Annotated in this window: 23 protein-coding genes; 9 read left to right on the forward strand and 14 right to left on the reverse strand. The window is 65.9% G+C overall.

Annotated features, from left to right (window positions below; all coding sequences use genetic code 11):
* Nucleotides 1-10: 10 nt before the first annotated feature.
* The 5 genes from ACTHQX_RS04890 to ACTHQX_RS04910 all read right to left on the reverse strand — a co-directional run bounded on the left by ACTHQX_RS04890 (nucleotide 11) and on the right by ACTHQX_RS04910 (nucleotide 3506).
* Nucleotides 11-1861, reverse strand: a complete 1851-nt coding sequence (locus tag ACTHQX_RS04890; RefSeq protein WP_440156054.1) for a DUF5671 domain-containing protein — start codon at nucleotides 1859-1861, stop codon at nucleotides 11-13.
* Nucleotides 1858-2337, reverse strand: a complete 480-nt coding sequence (locus ACTHQX_RS04895) for a hypothetical protein (RefSeq protein ID WP_440156052.1) — start codon at nucleotides 2335-2337, stop codon at nucleotides 1858-1860. Before ACTHQX_RS04895 ends, ACTHQX_RS04890 begins: the two co-directional genes overlap by 4 nt.
* An 8-nt stretch (nucleotides 2338-2345) precedes the next feature.
* Nucleotides 2346-2534, reverse strand: coding sequence for a DUF1918 domain-containing protein (locus tag ACTHQX_RS04900; RefSeq protein ID WP_214856379.1), 189 nt, complete (start codon nucleotides 2532-2534; stop codon nucleotides 2346-2348).
* 83 nt (nucleotides 2535-2617) lie between these two features.
* Nucleotides 2618-2968, reverse strand: a complete 351-nt coding sequence (locus ACTHQX_RS04905) for a TraR/DksA family transcriptional regulator (RefSeq protein WP_440174548.1) — start codon at nucleotides 2966-2968, stop codon at nucleotides 2618-2620.
* A gap of 19 nt (nucleotides 2969-2987) precedes the next feature.
* On the reverse strand, nucleotides 2988-3506 hold the full coding sequence (locus tag ACTHQX_RS04910; RefSeq protein WP_440156049.1) for an NUDIX domain-containing protein: 519 nt from the start codon (nucleotides 3504-3506) through the stop codon (nucleotides 2988-2990).
* A 32-nt stretch (nucleotides 3507-3538) separates the two neighbouring features.
* Here ACTHQX_RS04910 and ACTHQX_RS04915 point away from each other — a divergent pair, with 32 nt between their 5' ends.
* Nucleotides 3539-4048 carry a metallophosphoesterase family protein gene (locus tag ACTHQX_RS04915; RefSeq protein ID WP_440156047.1) on the forward strand — a complete coding sequence of 170 codons (510 nt, stop codon included), beginning with the start codon at nucleotides 3539-3541 and terminating at the stop codon, nucleotides 4046-4048.
* 99 nt (nucleotides 4049-4147) lie between these two features.
* Here ACTHQX_RS04915 and ACTHQX_RS04920 read toward each other — a convergent pair whose 3' ends face one another.
* The 3 genes from ACTHQX_RS04920 to ACTHQX_RS04930 all read right to left on the reverse strand — a co-directional run bounded on the left by ACTHQX_RS04920 (nucleotide 4148) and on the right by ACTHQX_RS04930 (nucleotide 5140).
* Nucleotides 4148-4324: a CsbD family protein gene (locus ACTHQX_RS04920; RefSeq protein WP_440156046.1), complete on the reverse strand. Its 177-nt coding sequence runs from the start codon at nucleotides 4322-4324 to the stop codon at nucleotides 4148-4150.
* A gap of 96 nt (nucleotides 4325-4420) precedes the next feature.
* A complete protein-coding gene (locus ACTHQX_RS04925) occupies nucleotides 4421-4861 on the reverse strand; it encodes a DUF1810 domain-containing protein (RefSeq protein WP_440156044.1) in 441 nt (146 codons plus the stop codon).
* A 6-nt stretch (nucleotides 4862-4867) separates the two neighbouring features.
* Nucleotides 4868-5140, reverse strand: coding sequence for a hypothetical protein (locus tag ACTHQX_RS04930; protein WP_440156043.1), 273 nt, complete (start codon nucleotides 5138-5140; stop codon nucleotides 4868-4870).
* Nucleotides 5141-5568: 428 nt separating this feature from the next.
* On the opposite strand from ACTHQX_RS04930, the gene ACTHQX_RS04935 reads away from it, so the two are divergent.
* Nucleotides 5569-6939, forward strand: coding sequence for an ammonium transporter (locus tag ACTHQX_RS04935; RefSeq protein ID WP_440156041.1), 1371 nt, complete (start codon nucleotides 5569-5571; stop codon nucleotides 6937-6939).
* Between the two features lie 39 nt (nucleotides 6940-6978).
* Here ACTHQX_RS04935 and ACTHQX_RS04940 read toward each other — a convergent pair whose 3' ends face one another.
* On the reverse strand, nucleotides 6979-7632 hold the full coding sequence (locus ACTHQX_RS04940; RefSeq protein WP_440156039.1) for a DNA alkylation repair protein: 654 nt from the start codon (nucleotides 7630-7632) through the stop codon (nucleotides 6979-6981).
* Between the two features lie 196 nt (nucleotides 7633-7828).
* Between ACTHQX_RS04940 and ACTHQX_RS04945 the strand changes: the two genes are divergently transcribed.
* Entirely contained in the window at nucleotides 7829-8392 is a 564-nt protein-coding gene (locus ACTHQX_RS04945) for a dihydrofolate reductase family protein (protein ID WP_236803569.1), read from the forward strand.
* Between the two features lie 350 nt (nucleotides 8393-8742).
* Here ACTHQX_RS04945 and ACTHQX_RS04950 read toward each other — a convergent pair whose 3' ends face one another.
* Nucleotides 8743-9288, reverse strand: coding sequence for a hypothetical protein (locus ACTHQX_RS04950; protein ID WP_440156037.1), 546 nt, complete (start codon nucleotides 9286-9288; stop codon nucleotides 8743-8745).
* A 690-nt stretch (nucleotides 9289-9978) separates the two neighbouring features.
* Here ACTHQX_RS04950 and ACTHQX_RS04955 point away from each other — a divergent pair.
* The 5 genes from ACTHQX_RS04955 (at nucleotide 9979) to ACTHQX_RS04975 (ending at nucleotide 14926) form a co-directional block, all read left to right on the forward strand.
* On the forward strand, nucleotides 9979-11583 hold the full coding sequence (locus ACTHQX_RS04955) for an HNH endonuclease (RefSeq protein ID WP_440156035.1): 1605 nt from the start codon (nucleotides 9979-9981) through the stop codon (nucleotides 11581-11583).
* Nucleotides 11584-11700: 117 nt separating this feature from the next.
* Entirely contained in the window at nucleotides 11701-12627 is a 927-nt protein-coding gene (locus ACTHQX_RS04960) for a ribonuclease Z (RefSeq protein ID WP_440156033.1), read from the forward strand.
* A 12-nt stretch (nucleotides 12628-12639) separates the two neighbouring features.
* Nucleotides 12640-13764, forward strand: a complete 1125-nt coding sequence (gene rlmC / locus ACTHQX_RS04965; RefSeq protein ID WP_440156031.1) for a 23S rRNA (uracil(747)-C(5))-methyltransferase RlmC — start codon at nucleotides 12640-12642, stop codon at nucleotides 13762-13764.
* 142 nt (nucleotides 13765-13906) lie between these two features.
* On the forward strand, nucleotides 13907-14275 hold the full coding sequence (locus ACTHQX_RS04970) for an Hpt domain-containing protein (protein ID WP_440156030.1): 369 nt from the start codon (nucleotides 13907-13909) through the stop codon (nucleotides 14273-14275).
* A gap of 63 nt (nucleotides 14276-14338) precedes the next feature.
* Complete coding sequence (locus ACTHQX_RS04975; protein WP_440156028.1) at nucleotides 14339-14926, forward strand: DoxX family protein; 588 nt, start codon at nucleotides 14339-14341, stop codon at nucleotides 14924-14926.
* A 7-nt stretch (nucleotides 14927-14933) separates the two neighbouring features.
* Here the strand turns inward: ACTHQX_RS04975 and ACTHQX_RS04980 are convergent, their stop codons facing one another.
* From ACTHQX_RS04980 to ACTHQX_RS04990, 3 genes are all read right to left on the reverse strand, one after another.
* The gene (locus ACTHQX_RS04980) at nucleotides 14934-15905 is read right to left on the reverse strand and encodes a dienelactone hydrolase family protein (protein ID WP_236803582.1); all 972 of its coding nucleotides are present in this window, start codon (nucleotides 15903-15905) and stop codon (nucleotides 14934-14936) included.
* Nucleotides 15906-15986: 81 nt separating this feature from the next.
* Complete coding sequence (locus ACTHQX_RS04985) at nucleotides 15987-16499, reverse strand: mycothiol transferase (protein WP_440156026.1); 513 nt, start codon at nucleotides 16497-16499, stop codon at nucleotides 15987-15989.
* A 9-nt stretch (nucleotides 16500-16508) separates the two neighbouring features.
* Complete coding sequence (locus tag ACTHQX_RS04990) at nucleotides 16509-17348, reverse strand: aldo/keto reductase (RefSeq protein WP_440156025.1); 840 nt, start codon at nucleotides 17346-17348, stop codon at nucleotides 16509-16511.
* Between the two features lie 432 nt (nucleotides 17349-17780).
* Here ACTHQX_RS04990 and ACTHQX_RS04995 point away from each other — a divergent pair, with 432 nt between their 5' ends.
* Nucleotides 17781-18260, forward strand: a complete 480-nt coding sequence (locus tag ACTHQX_RS04995; protein WP_236803588.1) for a DUF2087 domain-containing protein — start codon at nucleotides 17781-17783, stop codon at nucleotides 18258-18260.
* 2 nt (nucleotides 18261-18262) lie between these two features.
* Here ACTHQX_RS04995 and ACTHQX_RS05000 read toward each other — a convergent pair whose 3' ends face one another.
* On the reverse strand, nucleotides 18263-18688 hold the full coding sequence (locus ACTHQX_RS05000) for a ChaB family protein (protein WP_440156023.1): 426 nt from the start codon (nucleotides 18686-18688) through the stop codon (nucleotides 18263-18265).
* Between the last annotated feature and the right edge of the window lie 162 nt (nucleotides 18689-18850).

Raw genomic sequence — 18850 nt, forward strand, 5'->3', positions numbered from 1 at the left:
CAGGGCGTTCTCAAGGCTGGGAACGCCCTGAGCTGCTACCCAGTTGACGTACCGGGATGACATCGATCCGGTCGCCGGGTCCGACGACGACCAGCACCCGCTCAGCGTTCACACCTTCCAGCGCGGCTATTAGCGTGCCGGGATCCGGGTGTCCGGTATACGGCAGCCTGCCTCCGGAGGCGGCGACAGCACCGCCGTCGGACCCTAGGCCGCCGTCAGACACCGGCAAGGAACCCGCCGGCTGATCAGAGCGCAGCCATACGGTCACGTCGGCCCCGGTCGCAGTTCTGATGGCGTGTAGGAGCGGAACGGGATCGGAGCCTGTCACCAGGACGACCTCCCCGATGGTGCGGCCAGCGTTCACCGGCAGCACCATACGCTCCCTGCGCCAGACGCTGTAGTGATAAGCGGCCGCGAGCGCTGTGGCGGTCAGCAGTCCGAGCGGCGCCCGGATCCGTCCCACCAGGTTCCCAGAGTGCACCGGGTCCAGCAGATACTCAAAGCCCTGGTAGCCGACCACCAGCAGGGCGATCAGTGCCACGACGGCGCTGATCGCGAAGATAGCCACGAGGTAGATGCGCCGCCCCGCCGCGGTGCGGGAACGCAGGCCGTCTGCACTATCAGTTCCGTCTGCACCATCTGTTCCGTCTGCATTACCGGCGCTCGCCGAACCGCGGCGGTCCGCCGGTTGCCACGCCCTCCACCAGACCGCACCGCCCACAACCAGGGCACTGATACCGCCCAGCAGCAGAGTGCGCGGGCCCGTTCCCGCCAGCGTCGTCTCGGCAAAGCCCAAGGCCGCGTTGACAACAACTCCCACGCCTGCGGCCGCGGCGACCACCGACACTCCGGACGCCAGCAGCAGCCCCGTCTCCCGCATCTTCTCCGACCGCGCTGCAGTCAGCACCGAGTGGTAGCGCCAGACGAGGCACCCGACAGCTGCCGCGGCGAGCGCGGGGCCAAGTGGATCCAGGAGCCGGATCATGTCCTCGGAGCGGTCCAGTACCAGCCGCAGCAGGACGAACACTGCAGTGATGGCCCCAGCCATTGCCGTCATGCAGCCGCCAAGCACAGCGAAGACCGCCGCGGCTACGTTGGCCAGTGGTGAGGACAGGTGCCGCGCTTCGCCGCGGATCCAATGCCACCACCAAACCAGGAATCCGCCGCCGGCCCAGATGAGTGGCTGCAGCACCGAAACCCACCAGGGCGCTCCCACGTCATGTGAACCTGCCAGCCCGCGCAGCGCCGCATCGAGAAGGCTGCCCAGCGCAGTCACGGCCCCGCCGGCACCTAGCAGCAGGCCGAACACCGAGCCCGCGAGCGCCGGGACGGTATGCAGCCGGCGCGGGCCCTTGCGACGGTGCTGCCACATCCACCGGTGCCATGCCCAGACGGCCGCCCACACCACGCCCGTGGCCAGGGACGAACGCCATTCCACGCCCTCACCCACCGCGCCCGCTGCACCGGATGCGGCACGGGCCAGCAGCCCAAGCAACTGCGATACAGCGCCGAGCACAGCCGTGACCGCGGTGATAAGAGCAACGATGTATACGCCGGAGACGTACAGCCCCCAGGCAACCGAGGAGCGCTCCGCTTCTTCCCCTTGCCTGCGCCACACAAGCCACCACAGGACCGCGGCCATGGAACCGCCGACCAGTCCGAACGCAAGGGACCGTGCGAGGCTGCCGACGTCGTGCCCGGCCAGCGCTGCGCCGGAGGTGAGCAGCCGCTCAAACAGGCCGCCCAGGCCGGAAGCGCCGATCAGGACGAGGACAAAGAGGAGTACAAAGACCACCAGCCGCCGCACCGTGGGCACCGCCGGCGATGATGATTCGCGTGTGCCGGGCCGGACGGTACTCACGGCTTCGCCGCCGGAACGGGACAGACGGTGAGCTGCCACGGGGCGGCGGCAACCAGCCAGTTGCCGTTGACCCGTTCCAGGCCAAACACGGCCTCGCTCTCGTATTCGGGGTTCCCGAACGGGCCGCTGCCGTTGGACGTGGCCAGAACGACGTGAACGTCCGCGGTGTCGGCATGCTCCACCGTGGAGGACAGCGTAATCCGGAGCGTGCCCGCCACAGGGCGGTCCGCCGGCACGCACGGCCGTTCCGGCTGTCCGGACCCGGAGCGTCCATCAGTCATGTAGCGTGCGGCTTTGGCCGCGTCGCCGTCGAGGACGGCGGCCGCATACCGCTGGACCACACCCGCCGGGGTATTCTCAGCCAGCGGCTCCGGCCGGCCGCGGAAAAGGACGACAGCGAGCGCCACAGCGACGAGACCGGCAATGATGGCGAGAACTGTAATCAGGGTCCGGTCGGGCCGTGGCGGTACGGTCATCCGGGCAGCTAAGTGGTGTGGTGCTCGACGGTGAAGTCGCCGCCGGGGTAGAGGATGGTTTCGTGGCCATCGTCAAAACGGACGTGGTACGGCGGCGCTCCGTTGGCGCCCCGGACCTCCAGAATCTCACCGTGCCGGTCCGAGGACTCCACTGTCCTGCCCCGGATGATGATGCGGTCTCCCTGGGTTGCCTGCATGGCAATCACCTCCCAGCCCTAGAGTACGATGCTCTTCCCTCCGGTGGAACAGCCCCCGGGCATCCTCCTTTGCCGGGCCGGGATCAGGCCCGGCCGCCCGTGTGGCGGATGCAGAAAGGCGTCCAGGGGCGGGCCTCCAGCCGCCCTTCGGAGATCTGCCCTCCGCACACCGTGCATATTCCGTAAGTGCCCGCTTCGATCCGCTCAAGGGCAGCATCCACTTCCGCCAGTCCGGACCGGCTTTGGTCCAGGAGTGCCGACGCCTGCGATAGTTCGAAGGCGATGGTTGCGCCTTCGGGGTCATGCTCGTCGTCCACATTGGAGTTCTGCCGGGCTTCATTCGCGGAGGCGATGTCTGCGCTGAGCGCCGGCAGGAGGGCGAGCTTCCTTGCGCGTTCCTCTTCCAGCAGCCGCCGGAACTTGTCAGTGTCCAACTTGTCAGTGTCCAACTTGTCAGTGTCCATTACTGGAGCCGTCCAGCAGCCTGCCGCGCAAATCCGGCCATGAAGCGGCGAAGGCAGGATGCAGGTTGATGCCGGCCACCTCTTCAACGGGAATCCACAGCAGTTCGATGCTTTCGGGGTCGTTGATGGCCGGCTCGAAGGGCTCCAGCACCCGCACTGCCACGGTGGTGTAGGACCAGTAGCCGACGTCGAACACGGACGTGAAGAGCACTTTGACGCTCTGTTCGGGTACTGCCGCCTCCTCGTGGGCCTCACGCAGTGCGCCGGTCACGGCGTCCTCGCCCTGGTGCAGCGCGCCTCCTGGGAGCCCCCAGGTTCCGCCGTGGTCGCTCCAGGTGGCACGGTGCTGCAGCAGGACGCCCTTCTGCGCATCGTGGACCAGGAGGCCGGCCGATCCGAAGCGCCCCCAGAACCGTCCGCGGTCGCCCTCCACCCAGGCATCACCCGGGTCGCGGGGGCCAAGGGGACGGCGGGGATCACCGGGTGAGGGCGGAACGATTTTCTCCATCGTCCCAGTCTGCCCCATGGGAAGATGCTTCGATGAGCCTGCGCCTGGTCCTTGTTGCCGACACCCACGTCCCGAAGCGCGCCCGGGCACTGCCTGAACAGGTCTGGGCCGCCGTCGAGGCTGCTGACGTGGTGTTCCACGCGGGCGACTGGGTCAGCGAGGGCATGCTCGATGAGTTCGAACAGCGCAGCAGGCGCCTGGTCGGCGTTTACGGCAACAACGACGGCGACGGGCTTCGGCGGCGTTTGCCTGAGACGGTTAGTGTGACGCTCGACGGCGTCCGGTTCAGCATGATCCATGAGACCGGTCAGGCGAAGGGCCGGGAGCAGCGCTGCGAGGCCCTCTTTCCGGATGCCGACGTGCTGGTTTTCGGCCACTCGCACATTCCCTGGGACACGGTGGCGCCCGGCGGCCTGCGCCTGCTCAACCCCGGCTCCCCCACGGACCGCCGCCGGCAACCGGTGTGCACGTACATGACCGCCGTCGTCGTGAACGGCAGTTTGAGTGACGTTCAGCTGGTGGAGGTGGGCACCAACCCCTGACCGGCTGCACAGGAAAGGGAGCCCTGCCGCGGTTTCCCGCGCGGGACTCCCTTCGAATCTCCGCTGGAGGCGGAGAGCCAGGCGTAGTGATCCTGTTGGTCAGTCCTTCTTGAAGGCGTCCTTGACCTTTTCACCGGCCTGTTTCAGATCGGCCTTGGCCTGGTCAGTCTTACCCTCAGCCTCCAGGCCCGGATCGTCGTTGGCCTTGCCCGCGCCTTCCTTGGCCTTACCGCCCAGCTTCTCTGCTGCGTTGTCGATTTTGTCGTCCAGACCCATGCCACTGTCCTTCCGTCTGCCCAGCCCGCTGGCTGCAGGCTGGCTCGTCCCCCCAGTCTAGGTCTGCTGACTAGCCCGGTGAAGGGCCGCTACCACTTACATAGGCAGAGTTGCCAGCAGCCTGTCGGTGGCGGCATCGGCTTCCCCGCCGAAGAAGTGGTCCAAAACGCGCCGAAACACCCGTTGGTCCGGTGCCGCACGCAGGAACAGCGTCATGGAGGACTGCAGCTTCCGGGCATCCATGCCGCCGAAAATCTCTGCCGCGCCCCGGTTGCCCACGTTATCGACGGCGGTGGCGCACTCGATCAGCCGCGGTCCGAGCACGGGATGCTGCAGGTAGGCCCGGGCTTCCTCAAGGGATGCGATGGCGTACCGCCTGGAGGTGGCGCTTTGCCCCAGACCGGCTATCTGCGGAAAGACGAACCACATCCAGTGGCTGCGTTTGCTGCCTGCGCGGAGCTCCTCCAAAGCCTGCGCGTAGGTGGCACGGTCATCCTGCGCTACGAGAAACCGTTCCAGGTTATGGGGGTCGTTCATGGGGTCCTAGCTGGAAACATCCCGCTCAATATCTTCGGCGAGGTCGTCCACGTCCTCGGGCCGCATGCTGATGCCGGCTTCGTCCAGCCGTTCCTCAAGCACGTGGCTCACCTCGTCCTCCACATGGCCCAGCCGGATCTCGTCCCGCACCTCGTCGGCGATGTGTTCGACAGTTGCGGAGCCGTCCGCCCCTGCCGCGGCATCACCCGCTTCCGTCGTAACATCCGCGTGCGGATTCTCAGTGAAGTAGTTATCGCCGGTAGCTGCAGATTCAGTCATATCCCATGGTGGCGGCACCGCTCCGACCGGGTCAACAGGTCAGACCCGGTCAACAGGTCCGGCAGCGTCAACCGGTCCGGCAGGGAAACCATCCAGCGCCCTGCAAGGGGCCCGGCCGTGGATATGTTTCATTCATGTGCTCGTAACGCGGCATTCCGGCGGCAACCCTCACCGCGGCGCACAGGGTAGCACCCCGCGTTTCCGGGCAAACGGGCGCAGGGCCAGCAAAAAGCACTCCGGCCATCAGGCGCCGTTAACAAATTCGAAACACGGCAGTCACGCGGGCTTTACGTAGACGAGATTTTTGAAACCCCCGTGTAACTTCCCGCGCCCCGACCCGAAACATAAGTCCACGAATATCAATGAGGGGCGTGGCGCCGGCATCAGCGGTCCGCGGAAAGGATGAGTTTCCTGGGAAGGGAAAACGCGTGGAGATCACTGCGGCGAACGTTTGGATGATGGTGGCGGCGGCACTGGTGCTGCTCATGACCCCGGCACTGGGCCTCTTCTATGGCGGCATGACCCGCGCCAAGGCCTCCCTGAACATGATCATGATGAGCTTTGTGTCCGCCGGCATCGTGGGCGTCGTCTGGGTGCTGTGGGGTTACTCCATGAGCACCGGCGAAGGCGTCCTGGGCCTGTTCGGCAACCCGTTCGCCAGCTTCGGCCTGAGCGGCCTCATGGGCACTCCCGACCTCATCAAGGCCGGCTTCGCAGGAACCTTCGCGATCCTTACCGTGGCCCTTATCAGTGGCGCGATTGCCGACCGCGCCAAGTTCACCGCCTGGGTCCTCTTCGTGCCGCTCTGGATCACGGCCGTCTACTGCCCGCTCGCCTTCATGATCTGGGGTGGCGGCCTCATGAGCCAGGGCGGAGCAGTGACCGCCATCTTTGGCCAGGTCATCGACTTTGCCGGCGGCGCCGTCGTCGAGATCAGTTCCGGCGTGGCCGCCCTCGTACTGGCCCTGATCGTCGGGAAGCGCCACGGTTTCGGAAAGGACCCGGGGCACCGCCCGCACAACGTTCCGTTCATCATGCTCGGCGCGGGGCTCCTCTGGTTCGGCTGGTTCGGCTTCAATGCCGGCGCCGCCACCACGGCAGAACAGGCCGGACTGATTTGGGTCAACACCCTGGTTGCACCGTGCGCCGCCATGCTGAGCTGGCTCCTCACGGAGAAGGTCCGTCACGGCCACCCCACCTCCCTGGGCGCAGCGTCCGGTGCCGTCGCCGGCCTCGTCGCCATCACGCCGTCGTGCGCCAACATCAGCCCAGTGGCCGCCATCGGCCTGGGCCTCGTGTCGGGCGTGGCGTCCGCTCTCTTCGTCGAACTGAAGTTCAAGTACGGCTTCGACGACTCGCTGGACGTCGTCGGCGTGCACCTGGGCTCCGGCCTGGTCGGCACCCTCGCCCTCGGTTTCATCGCCCTCCCCGTCAACGGCGAAGGCGGCGGGCTCTTCTACGGTGGCGGCGTCCAGCAGCTCATCGCCCAGACCGTTGCCGTACTCATCACGCTCGCGCTCTCCGGCCTGATGACCGCGATCATCGGTATCGCGATCCACAAGACCATCGGCTTCCGCGTCAGCCATGAGGCCGAGGTTGCCGGCGTCGACCGGTCCGAGCATGCCGAGAGCGCCTACGAGTTCGGCAGCATGGGGCACAGCCAGTTCCACCCGCTCCGCCAGCACATCCCCGCGGCTCCGGCCGTTCGCCCGGCAGGCAAGCCGGGTATCCCGGCCGCGGACGACGCCTCCTCCTCGGAGCCGGCAGAGGACCTGCAGCCCGCAGCGGCTTCCGTGTAGTAGTCCGGCTATTACTTTGGCTGTCGCAGGACCGCTGTCCTAGCGGCGGAAGGAGAGCCGGAGCTCCGGCCTTCGCTCCGCCACCGCGTCCAGCACGGCGGCAACGGCTTCCCGGTCGGTGCTGCTGTCCGCCGTCGGCCCCGGTAGTACATCAGCGGCAATCCTGGCGCGACGGACGAATCCGTCCCAGTCGCCCCCACCCGAGCGAAGTGCCCGCAGGGGCGCCATCAGCGACGCGCGGCGGAGCCAGACATCCGGGTCCCCCGCCCATCGGTCCAGCACCGCGTCAGCACGCACACGCGCCTGGCCCCCGAGCCTTTCCACCAGCGGACCAACGACGTCGACGGCGAGCGGGTCCACGAGCGTTGGCATGTGCGCGTTCCGCACAAAGCCCTCCATGCGCGTCAGGTCGGAGTTGGTCAGCAACTCCAGCTTGGACTGGAGGATCACGACGGCGGCCAGGCGCCGCTCGTAAACCGGAACCGCCCACAGTTCTGAACTGAGGGCGGTGATCTCGTCGTGGGTCAGTCCTGCATAGCGGCGAAGGGCATCACGGACCGTTCCGCGCACCGCGCCCACCGACGCGCCGTAGTACTGCATCCCGCCGCCGAACCGGTGGCGCATGTCTTCGGCCCGGTACCACGAAGCCTCGCGCTGCAGGGTGTCATCCACGAACTCGCCGGCAGCACTCATCCGCTTATTCTTTCCGCCGGGTGGCGGGCAGTCCAACTCCGCCCCCCTTTGCTCCGGCCGTCATCGATCTCTGCATAACGTGGTGCCCGCGGACGCTCACGGCCGGGGCCGGCGGATTCTCCTAATCCGACTCAGGGGATATTTCCGCGCCGTGCTGGTCTGTACAACGGATACTGACTCACGGGAGACTGACGCCATGCGCAAACTGGCCTTCGCCATGAACGTGAGCCTGGACGGCTACATTGCCGCGCCCGGCGACGACCTGGGCTGGAGCGTGCCGAGCGACGAGCTGTTCCAATGGTGGTCCGACCGGGTAGGGGCGACGGGGCTGGCGCTGTACGGGCGCAAACTGTGGGCGACCATGAGCTCCCACTGGCCGACCGCCGACCAGCAGCCTGGCGTCACCCCGGCGCAGGTCGAGTTCGCCCGCCGTTGGCGGGACATGCCGAAGGTGGTGTTCTCCTCGACGACCAGCACGGTCGACTGGAACACCCGCCTCGTCACCGGCGACGCCGTCGCCGAGATCACCCGGCTCAAGGCCGACGACGGGGGCCCCATGGACATCGGCGGTGCCACACTCGCCGCGGCGGCCATGCGGGCCGGGCTGATCGACGAGTACGCGCTTGTCACCCATCCGGTGCTGGTGGGCGGCGGCACGCCCTTCTTCACGGCCCTGGACAACTGGGTGAAGCTGAGCCTGGTGGAGACCCAGACGTTTCCCGACGGAGTGGTCCTCACCAGGTACCAGACCAGGCGCTGAGTCCCCGACGTTTGACAACCAGGTTCTACATCGCTGCGTAGTGCGGGCCTCCCGTCGAAGCCATTAGCGCCTCGAACGGAAGCCGTCGAGCACTAGTAATTCGGTGCTACCGACTGGTGCCGGCCGAGTAGCCTGAAGACGTTCCATTGCTGAGGAACAACCAGATGAGGCCGACGCCAAATGGCGCCGGCCTCATCGTTCTGAACATCCACGCCAACCAGCTCGCATGGGAATGCCTTTTTGCCGAGGGACGAAGGTAAGGTCGGCGCCGCCTACGGTGCCAGCCTTACCGCCTCTGATAATCGCCCAGTTCCTCCACGAACCTAACTGAATGTTCCTGCGTGTCTGCTTCACTCGGAGTCGGTCCCCGAAACGGGCCGAGGGGCCTTCCCCAGTCGGTACCCGAGCACTGCTGCGCCTGCCAACAAACCCACGCCCAAGCGGATGAGAAGGTCTTGCCACCACTGATCTATCTGCTTACCCACGGTAAGCCCTGCGGCCAACATCAATCCGCCAACTACGGCCACCAAGATAATCCGTTGTCTTACCTTCCTCCTCCTCGGAGCATCCAAGCGGTCTGGCTCACCCTGCTCTTTGTAGTCCTCCCGATCAAAAAGCATGAGAGGCAGTGACCCGAACAGGTTCGCGAACATCGTCTGCAGTATGAGGGGCCACCACACTGCATCGTCCTTGACGGACGGCAGGCTCAAGAGAAAGAGCAGCATTCCAACGACCAGCAGGGCGAGGAGAGCTGCGACTAAAAGTCTTTTCCAGTCCCTGGCGAAGACAATTCTCTTGCCTTTGGAGCGTCCCCTGATTAGCCAGATGCCACCCCATGCAAGCCCCAAGCCCCACAGGAAAAAGCCCCATATTGTCACTGCGTCCTGGCCGGTCATTGTGCTCGCGTGCCTGAAGCTCGAAACAACGCAGATGAGGCTGAGCGCCAAAGTTGAGCAGCCACAAAAAATGCGGAATGTTGATCCAAGGAGGCCGCTTTTGGAAGACTCTGTGCCTGTTGCCAAATTGACCGCCTGCCAAGAGAACGAGGTCTAGCACGTTGTGACCTGAACCTACCTGAAGATCCTATCTTTTGCAGTTCCACGTCGTCGTGGGCAGAGGCGCGGCACGATTGGCCTACACGGGCTGACCGCAGGGCTGGTTCAAATCAGTCTTCGTCCTGGGGACGGTCCGAGTTTCGGTGAAAGAGAAGCTCGCCTACGGCTTCGAGAACGCCCTGAACTACGGCCGCGATGACTTCGATGAGGACGGACATGCGACCACCATACGACTGTTCGCATGGCATGACCCAGTCATTCCCGACGTCTGCTTCCGGCAGTTTAGACACGAATGCTGCCATTCAATCCGCAGCTCCCCCAAGGGTGACTACGGGCACCGTACGGCTTTCGTTCGGGCCAGTCGTCATTTGTGCGGACCAGCTCTGACGTTCTGTGCAGCCGACTTCTAAAATCGAGCCCTGTGCTGCTGCCTACTTTCCGATCTCGGTGGATCGAAAGAATCTTTTGCATTCCGTCATTCGGGTGCCGGAACGGCCTTTAATTGTCAGACCCCCTTGGCAGACTGTGTTCATGGAAGCCATCGGGAATTCAGCACTGGCAGCGGCGCCGCACGGCGACGCCCTGCACGTTGCCGCGTTCCAAGATGCCGAACCATACGATGCCGGATTCCCCTTCAATGCCGTCGCGGACCACCGGTCACCCTATGACGATGACCGCAACTTCGTAGACTCGGACGATGTCTCTCCGGAGGACCCTTTCGCCGCGGGCTTTATCGCCGACAGCTCCTTTCCGGAGGACCCGTTTCCCGAGGCCCTCTTTGCCGACGTACTTTTCGCCGAGGCCGGTGCCTCCGGCGCTGGGACGCCGCGGCCCAGTTGGGAGGACAGGATCGCGGCGGCAAGTGTCCTGTTGCGGGCTGACCTTACGGCCGACAATGCCGGGCTGATCGACCAGCTCCGCGCCTCCGAGGACGCGAAGGGCATGTTGGCCGGGCAACAGGCGAGGCTTGCTGTGACCCTGGAGGCGCGGCTCCGCCAGGAATCCACCGACCCGGCGCCACTGACCGCCGAGGACCTGGGCAAAGACCGCACCAAGGAACACGGCCTGGACGCAGCCGAACAGATCGCGCTGGCCCGGGGCGAGTCCCCACACCGCGGGCACCGGCTGCTCGCGATGGCCAAGGCGCTGGTGCAGATGCCCCATACCCTGGCAGCCCTGGACACCGGACAGCTCAACGAAGAGCGCGTCATGCACGTCGCGAATGAAACCGCATGTTTGAGTGTCGAAGACCGGACTGCCGTCGACGAGGAACTCGCCGCCGACACCGGAACCTTCAACGGCGCCGGGACCAGGACCGTCATCGCCGCGGTACGCGCCGCCGCGACCCGGCGGGACCCCCGCTCCGTGGCCCAGCGCGCAAGCCATGCCGCCTCGGAGCGAAGGGTGAGCCTGCGCCCGGCAACGGACTGCATGACGTATTTCACGGCATTGCTGCCCGTTCAACAGGGCGTCGCCGTGTACGCGGCATTGACCCGGAACGCCGACTCCCTCCACGCCGCCGGAGACCCGCGCTCCCGCGACCAGATCAAGGCCGACACCCTGGTCGAATGGACCACCGGCGCTCCCGGGGGGATCACCGGCATCGAGCTCAACCTCGTCATCACCGACCGAACCCTCCTCCAAGGCGACAGCGAACCCGCCCGGATACCCGGCTACGGCATCGTTCCCGGAGACTGGGCCCGGAACCTGGTGAGCCCCCAACAGGCCAAGGGAGTTGAGGAGCTGAAGATCTGGGTCCGGCGGCTCTACACCGTCCCCGGAACCGGCGACCTCGTCGCCATGGACTCGCGGCGGCGTCTATTTCCGGCACCGCTGCGCCGCTTCATCCAAATCCGCGACGACACCTGCCGCACACCCTACTGCGACGCCCCGATCCACCACCACGACCACATCATCCCTTGGCACAACGACGGTCCAACATTCCTTGCCAACGGCGCGGGACTGTGCGAAGCCTGCAACCACACCAAGGAGCTCCCCGGCTGGAAGGCCCAACCCAGGCCGGGCCCTAGGCACACCGTCGAACTGACAACACCCACGGGCCACACATACAGTTCGATGGCACCCCCATTACCGGGCACCTCCATGGGGACCCGGGAGGTGCTGGGACCGGAATAATTCCGCGAGCGCGGCCGCCGGCAAGGGCTTACTCCTGCGGGCACGGCGGCCTGCGAGCGCTACCGCTTCACAGGCTGATCGTCTGTCATTCTCTGTGCTTGTGAGACACTCGGTGACATGCGCGAACTCGTCGTCCTTGGCACCGCATCGCAGGTCCCGACGCGGACGCGCAACCACAACGGGTACCTGCTGCGGTGGGACGGCGAGGGCCTCCTCTTCGATCCCGGCGAGGGCACGCAGCGGCAGATGATTCATGCCGGTGTTTCTGCCAACCAGATCACCCGCATCTGCCTGACCCATGTGCATGGTGACCATTGCTACGGGCTTCCCGGCGTGCTGTCCCGTATGGCCCTGGACGGCGTGAAGCACCCGGTGCATCTGCACTATCCCGCTTCCGGAGAAGACGTTGTCCGGGCACTCGTCTCCGTGGCCTCGCCCGGCATCGACCTCCGCCTGCGACCCCACTCCGATGCCGGGGAAATCGCCCCCGGGCTCGAAGTGCGGCCCTTGCGTCACCGCATTGAAACCTATGGCTACCGGCTGACCGAGCCGGATGGCAGGACCTTGCTGCCGGAGCGGCTGGCGGCGGCAGGCATTACAGGCCCGGACGCGGGCCGTCTGCAGCGGGAAGGAGTCCTCCGGGGTGTGCGCCTTGAGGATGTCAGCATTCCGCGCGCCGGCCAGGGATTTGCCTTCATTATGGACACTGCCCCGTGCGAGGGAGCCGAGGGCTTGGCCGACGGCGTCGACCTCCTTGTCGCGGAATCAACGTTCAGCGACGACGACGCCGCGTTGGCGGCGCAGTACGCGCACCTTACAGCCGGGCAGGCCGGGGATTTGGCCGCCAACGGCGGCGCCGGAACTCTCGTTCTCACGCACTTTTCCTCCCGGTACGGCGACGTGGGTGTCCTGGCCGAGCAGGCCCGGGCACGGTCCGGGAGGACCGCCGTCGTCCCTGCGAATGATCTGGACCGGATCAGCCTTCCCAAGCGGCAGCGGCCGCCATCCTCACTGGCGGCCAGAAGTAGCCTGCAGAAAAAGTAGAATTAACGAGACATGCAATGTTCCTACTTCGATGCCGCCCGATGCCTTTCCTGCACCCACATGGGCCGGCCCTATGACGAGCAGCTGGCCGGCAAGCAGCTGCACTGCCAGACACTTCTCTCCGACCACACGTCCGTGGAGTGGTTGCCGCCTGTCGGGAGCCGCGAGTCCGGCTTCCGCAACAAGGCCAAGATGGTGGTGGCCGGAACGGCCAAGAACCCCACCATTGGTATCCTTGACGCCGAGGGCCGCGGTGTGGACCTGCGCGAGTGCGGCGTCTGCTCGCCCGGACTGCTGGCCTGCTTTCCGGTCCTGGCGGCCTTTATCAGCCGGGCCCACCTGACGCCCTACGATGTCCCCCGGCGCAGCGGCGAGCTCAAGCACCTGATCATCACCGAGTCCCCCGACGGCGAGATCATGCTGCGCCTGGTCCTGCGTTCGGAAAAGCTGGTGCCGCGCATCCGGGAGCACCTCCCCACCCTCCTGACCTCCCTGCCGCAGGTAAAGGTTGTCTCCGTCAACCTGCACCCGGAGCACAAGGCGGTCCTGGAAGGCGACCGCGAGATCCTGCTCACCCAGCAGTCCACACTGCGGATGCGCGTCAATGACCTCGACCTCCACCTCCGGCCGCAGAGCTTCTTTCAAACAAACAGCGACATGGCGGCAGCCCTGTACCGGCAGGGCCGCGAATGGGTCAACGAACTGGCACCGTCGTCGGTCTGGGACCTGTACTGCGGCGTGGGCGGCTTTGCCCTGCACTGCGCTGATCCCTCCCGCGAGGTGACCGGCATTGAAACCAGCCGCGAAGCCATAGTTTCGGCCAATCTCAGCAGCGACGAGGCAGGGCTGGAGCGCATGAACTTCCAGGCGGGCGATGCCACGGCCTTTGCCGTCGCCGCTGCCCAGGCGCCCGACCTGGTTATTGTCAATCCGCCACGGCGCGGCATCGGCAAGGAACTGTGCGGCTGGCTGGAATCGTCCTCCGTGCAGCACGTGGTCTACTCCAGCTGCAATGCCCAGTCACTGGCCCGCGACCTGGCGGCGCTCCCCTCGTTCACCGCACGACGGGCCAGGGTGCTCGACATGTTTCCGCAAACCACGCACTACGAAGTGATGGTGCTGCTCGAGCGTGCCTAACCGGCCCATATTCTTGATCCGAACATCGGCAAAAGTTTCTCCTGTCTTGAGGTCACCGCGGAAAAGTATCCGGTAAGCCGCGCAGCAAGGTCGCGGCATGAACCGATGGGCACAACATGCGACGGACAGCAGGCGGTGCGAAGTGACCGGCACAGAAGACGTCCCCGTCCTGGACGCCGGTCCGCTGCAGGTCCTTGCCGCCGAGGTGGGTCCGGCATTCGCCGAGGCCTTTATTGATGACTACCTGCAGATGTTGCCGGACCGGGCCTCGAAGATCCTCCGCGCCCTGGCCAGCGGCGACGCGCGGTTGGCGGCTGACGCCGTCGTCAGCCTGAGGGCGACGTCCGCCATGGCGGGAGCCCTGCGGCTGGAACGCTGCTGCAAGGAACTCGAGTCACGCATCCGGCGCGGGCAGCGGCTGGAGCCCGACGCGGTGAGGGCAGTGCTGTACGCAAACATCCGGCTGCTGGTGCGTGAAGCCGCACGCCAGGGGCACCTTCCCCGGACGTAGAATCGTCGGACAAGATCGCCTGAAAAGCAGCCGAATGGCTGAACCGTTTACAGGAGGATTCACATGAGCCGCACGAGCATCAGTCCAGTCGCCCCCGCCGCCGCCACTGCCGCACAGACCATTTTCCGCGTGGGCCTGGGCGGCGTCCTTGTTGCCCACGGCACCCAGAAGCTCTTCGGCTGGTTCGGCGGCGGAGGGATCGAGGGCACCAGCAAGGGGATGCACGCCATGGGGTTCCGGCCGGCGAAGCTAAGCGCGGTGCTGGCAGGCCTCGGCGAAGCGGGTGCCGGCCTGGCACTCGCGCTGGGCTTCGGCACTCCGGCCGCCGGGGCGGCTGCTGCCACTACCATGGGCGTTGCCGCCAGCGTGCACGCCCCCAACGGCTTCTTCGCCACCGAGGGCGGCCTGGAATACCCGGCGGTCCTGGGACTTGCGGCAGCATCCTTCACGATTGGCGGGCCTGGCAGCATCTCCCTCGACTCCGTCACCGGCCACGTCCTGGACCGCCCCTGGATGCGGGCCGTCGCCCTCGCCGTCATTCCGACGGCCATCGCGATCCAGGTCTACCGCCGCCAGAAGGCCCTGGCCCACGACGCGTCCGGCCCCGATGCCGGAGAGATTGCCGCAGAGATCCCGGGCGCCACCAGCTGATGACCAGTTAGACGTATTTCTTGAACCACGCCAGCGTGTCGTTCCAGGCGGCCGTCGCCTGCTGCTCGTTGTAGCGGTCGCCTGTGTCGTTGTGGAAAGCGTGGTCGACGCCGGGATAGACCTTGAGCTGGTTGCGCACGGTCGTGGCCGCCAGGGCATCCCGAAGTTGCGGCATGGGTCCGGTGATCCGGTCGTCCTGCTCAGCGTAGACGCCGAACACCGCGGGCTTGATGGACGGCACCTTGTCCAGGTCGGGCGCCGGACCGTAGAAGGCCGACGTCGCCTTGAGTCCCGTAATCTCGACCGCGGACTGCCAGGTGATGCCCCCGCCGAAGCAGTAGCCGGTCATGGCGATCCGGCCCTGCTCCACGAAGGGCTGCTTCTGCAGGTAGTCGAATCCCGCCGAAAAGTCCGCCACGTGCCGCTGCGCGCCGGCCTGCGTCAATGCTCCCGGGACGGCATCCCGGTCCAGGCTCACCGTGCCGCCTTCCCTGCTCAGCAGGTCAATCGCCAGGGCCGCATACCCCTCCTTGGCAAAGCGCCGGGCCACGTCCTGGATGTGGGGGGTCAGCCCGCGGTTCTCGTGGCAGACCAGGACGGCGGGGCCGGGTTTTCCGGATTCGGGCCGGGCGAGGTAACCACTGATCTCGGTGCCGCCCGACGGGAACTTGACTGTCGACGTCGTAATTCCGGCTGTTCCCTCGGGAACGGACAGCGGGCTCTTCGCCCCGGGAACGGCGCCTCCGGAGGCAGCGCCTGTGGCGGAGCCGGACGGGTTGGGAGTGGGCATGGGGTCGGTGCTGCGCGGAACTTCCTGCGGTGTGCAGCCGACCAGGAGCATCGCGGCGGAAGCGGCAGCCATGCTGCCGGTGATGAACGCCACCCGGCGGGTGAAGGTGTGCTGGCTCATGGCCCCGGCACGGTAGTCGTCGAAGAATTCCTCGATCAGGTACTTCTCAAACTTGCCAAGCTGGGTCATCACGGCCTCCTGGAGTTTTTGCCGCTTATCCTCCCCCATACCCCATGGCCAGGCAAGGGGACCGCGTGGACGCCCGGACTGCTAGGCCCGTGCGTCGCCTTTGAGGCCCCTGGCGTACGCGGCCTGCCCCACGTGCTGCAGGCAGTCGGCCACGGTGCTGACCAGCCGGACGCCGAAGGTGACCGGCGGGTCCCAGCGGGTGTCGACGACCCGGTCAAGGTCGTCGTCGCCCAGGCTGTTAAGTACCTCGACGGTCTGCCGGTGGACCGCCTCGTAGTAATCGGCGAGCAGCTCCGCCGGGGCCCGAACGGCGTCCACGTTGTCTGACGAATGGCCGTAGCCGGTGTCATGTTCAGGAAGCGGCAGGCCAAAACGGCCGGCAAAGCCCTGCGAGGTCCAAACCTGCGGCAGACGGGCCGCGGAAGCAACCTGCGTATCCTCTACCCGGCTGAGGTGCCAGATCAGCCACGCGATGGAGTTGCCGTTGCCGGCGGGCCGGCGGGCCAGGGTTTCGTCGTCGAGCCCGTCGAGTGTGGCGTCCACGATTTCCCGAACACGGCCAAAGGCGTCCAGCAGCAGTTCATTGGATTTCATAGTGTCCCCTTACATCTGGCTGTGGGCGGCGACGGCGGGATCAGAACCGATGCGTGCACCGGCTTCGAGGGCGGTGATGTGGGCCATCTCTTCAGGTGTCAGTGCCACGCCGACGGCGGCAAGGTTGTCCCGCATGCGGCCGCTGTTGGCTGACTTGGGAATGACGATGGTGCCCTGGGCGAGGTGCCACGCCAGCACCACCTGGGCGGGGGTGACGCCGTACTTGCCGGCAACGGATGTCACAGCCCCCGCGTCCAGATCAGCCCCCTGGCCCAGCGGGCTGTACGCCTCCACGGCTATGCCCAGGGAGCGGCTCTTCGCGGCCAGTTCGGACTGCTGGAACGTCGGGTGCAGCTCAATCTGGTTGACCGCCGGAATCACGTCCGCGCTTCGAAGGAGTGCTTCCAGGTGGTCCGCCAGGAAGTTGGACACGCCGATCGCGCGGATCTGGCCGCTGGCATGCAGCTTCTCCATCGCCTTCCATGCCTCGCTAAAGAGGTTCCGGGACGGCACCGGCCAGTGGATCAGGTACAGGTCGACGTAGTCGACGCCCAAGGCCTGGCGGCTGTTCTGGAAGGCTTCCTGGGCCACGCCCTGCTCGCCGTTGCGCAGCTTGGTGGTGAGGAAAATGTCCGCACGCGGAATCCCCGAGGCAGCGATGGCGGCGCCGACGGCGGCCTCGTTCCGGTACGCCGCGGCCGTGTCGATGTGGCGGTAGCCGGCTTCGAGTGCGTCCTCGACAATGCGCTGGGTCTGTTCAGGCGGAACCTGGAAGACGCCGAAGCCGAGCTGCGGGACCTGGACCCCGTTCTTCAGGGTGACGTTCGGTATGGCTAAGTGTGTCGTCATCAGAATCTTCCGTTGGCGTGGCAGGCCCTCCCAAGTATGCCTCGCACCGGGCGGCGGAGCACCCCCTCAGGGTGAGTGGGCCACCTGGACCATTGGTATGACTTTCAATAAAGCCATGCGCCCAACACGGCCAGCGCAATAGCCCAGGTTGTTCTCTGCCGTTTCAGGCCCGCTCACAGAGATTTATCCTCACGGTGCTCTCCCAGCACCATTTCACATCACGACGACGGCCCGGCGCCAGAGCAGCCAGCATGACCAGGTGTGGCCCTTTCGGCCTGCCCGGCCCGGGACTACGATTTTTGCTGTTAAACCGCCAGCGCTGACGGGCGCCGTTCCGGCAGCGCCACAGCAAAATCTGCAAGCACCAGAGCAAAGGGGGGAAGTTCCGTGAACAGAGAGACCAGGCAGAGCGGGCCACACTGGCGGCGGGTCATGGCAGCCCTCGGCAACCGCGACGCGCGGACCGTTTACGCCCAAATTGTCCTTGGGGCCACTCGCAATGATGTGTCTTCCGGCCCTGCTGGACAACGGCGGGACCGGGCCATCGCCGCCTTGCTCGACGCTGGACTGGTCGAACGGAGCGCCGGCGATGAGCTGGAGGCCTCCGAGTCCATCTTTCACGCCCTCCTCACACAGCAGCCTAAACGCCAGGCGCAGACGGGAGTGGCGCGCTTCATGCGTCTTGGCCGCATCGACAGGTATCCGGCCAATCAGGAGGAACGGCGGGAGCTCCTGGCCTGGATCGCCGGCGAGACCTTCGAACCGGGCGAGGAACTCTCCGAACGAAAAGTCAATGAACGGCTCCTGGGCTACACCGACGATGTGGTGCTGCTGCGCCGCTACATGATCGATTACGGCGTGCTGGAGCGCACGCCGTCGGGATCCTCCTACTGCCGCCCCAGGGAAGGGTAGGTTCAGTCCCCGCGGGCCTTCCGGGTGGCGGCATCGTTGGCTTTCTGGATCGCCTCGACAAGTTCGTCCTTGCCCATCTTCGAACGTCCCCCGATGTTCAGCTCCCGGGCTCGCTTGTAAAGGTGATTCTTGGAAGCGTTTGCGTCCACGCCTCCGGCGGTGGGGACCGCTGAATCCAGTCCCTCCTCCGCGTGCTGGTCAGACGGGCCGCGCTTCTCCTTGGGTTCCCAGTGGTCGCCTACCTTCTCATAGCTGTGCTTGAGGGATGCGAAGGCTGTCCGGGCGGCCCGGCTCTCGTCGTTGTCGTAGGACTCAAGGGCTGAAACGTAGGTCTTGGCGAAGGTGTCCTGGGCTTTCTGCTCAGACCGCTGCAGGGTCGACGGAAGCTCGTCCTTGCGCGCGTGATCGTTTTTGCCGGTCTTGGGCATGACACCAGCGCTCCTTATCAACTGCCGATTCAGGCGGATGCAACCAGCTTGGCACCGATGCTGAGCTTTTGCATGGGCCAGTGGCAACGAAAGGCCTATTCGGGAATTTTTCCGTATACCCGATAGTGCGCGCGAAGCCCGTTGGATAGGCTGTCGCCTAAC

It is taken from the genome of Arthrobacter sp. SAFR-023 (genome assembly GCF_051965295.1).
Classification (GTDB): Bacteria; Actinomycetota; Actinomycetes; order Actinomycetales; family Micrococcaceae; genus Arthrobacter.